General features: G+C 61.6%; 1 protein-coding gene. It reads left to right on the top strand.

The annotated features are described in order from the left end of the window. Positions 1-73: 73 nt before the first annotated feature. Positions 74-1,495, top strand: a 1,422-nt coding sequence (locus tag ACT3UA_RS18885) for a putative transposase (RefSeq protein ID WP_444617870.1), incomplete at its 3' end; no start/stop codon positions are given.

Here is a 1,495-nt window from a genome sequence, read left to right as displayed (position 1 = left end):
GGGCCAAGCCGCTACTCCCAGCGCGAAGAGCCAAACAAGCCCTGAGCAGCGTACCGGCACCCCCGAATCATCCGTGCCAGAACAGCTTGCCCTGCCGATCCTGGTTGATCCTGAACCACGCACCACCGAACGCGTAGCCGCATCCACTGGGAACTTGGACGAAGCATCCCCGGTGTTCACTGCCAGCACCCGCATCCCTTATGCCGGGCTGCTCTTGGCCTTGCCCGCGGTGGAAGCTACCGCACTGGTGCAATGCGTCCACCAGAGTTATGGTTCGCTCAAGCCTGGGTTCTACGGGCTGAACACCATGATCTTGGAAACCGTGCTGCGTACCCTGGCCGGTGAACCACGCGCTGAAGGCGCCACCCGGTTGGACCCGGCAGGGTTCGGCCGGATCCTGGGCATGGACCGGGCCCCGGAAGTGAAAACCGTCCGGGGCAAGCACCAGGAACTGGCCGCCCGGGGTAAAGCCGCCGACCTGCTCACTGCCTTGGGTCGCCACCACCTGGCCAGCACACAACCCACCACCCAGGACAAGCTCGGGCTGCTGCTTTACGTGGACGGCCACGTACGTTCCTACCAGGGGAAGAAAAAGACCGGAAAGCAGTATTCCACGAGGCTGAAGTTCCCGGTCCCGGCGTCGATGGAATCCTGGGTTGCCGACGCGAATGGTTCACCGGTGTTCATGGTCATGGCTAAACCTTCCACCTCCTTGGTTGGCGAGCTGCGCCGGCTGACCCCGAAACTGCGGAACATGATCGGTGATGAGCGGCGCGTGCTGATCGGCTTTGACCGGGAAGGCTGGTCCCCGCAACTATTCCACGACCTCTCCAGGGCTGGTTTTGATCCGCTCACCTGGCGCAAGGGCGCCACCAAAGACGTTAGCCCGGACCTGTTCAGCAAGGTCGAGTATGCGGATCAGTTCGGCACCAAGCATGAGTACGGGAAGGTTGCCGACACCACCGTCACGCTGGCCTACGGGCCAGCTGGTCAGGAAACCTGTTTCCAGATGCGGCAGATCAGCCGGATCGTGGCCGCGGGGAAACAGGTCCGCGAAGCCACCGGCCAAGAGCATCGCCAGATTCATATCCTCACCACCAACACGGACCTGCCAGCAGCCGAGATCGTGTTTCGTATGAGTGCACGGTGGCGGCATGAAAACTACTTCCGGTACGCGCGCCAGCATTTCGCGTTGGATGCCCATGACAGTTACCAAGCGTTCACTGATGATGCCGGGCGTCAGGTTCCGAATCCTTTGAAGGACAAGGCGAAGCAGAAACGCGACGCGCTGGCCGCGAAAGTGCGGGCGTTGGCCGCTGCCGCGGATGTTCAGGAGCTTGCCCTGTGTTCCCCGGAACCCGGGGAGGCGGTGACGATCACTAATAAGATGCTCAACGAATTGAACGCTCCGGTCTTGGCAGCTGAGAAGCAGCTGGCCGAGGCGTCCAAGGCCTATCAGGCGATTTCAACGAAACTCCCTTTGGGTGAGGTCAAT

This window comes from Glutamicibacter sp. 363 (genome assembly GCF_052379505.1).
GTDB lineage: Bacteria > Actinomycetota > Actinomycetes > Actinomycetales > Micrococcaceae > Glutamicibacter.
The sequence above is the reverse complement of the archived record's forward strand: the minus strand, read 5'-3'. Positions and strand labels throughout refer to the sequence as shown.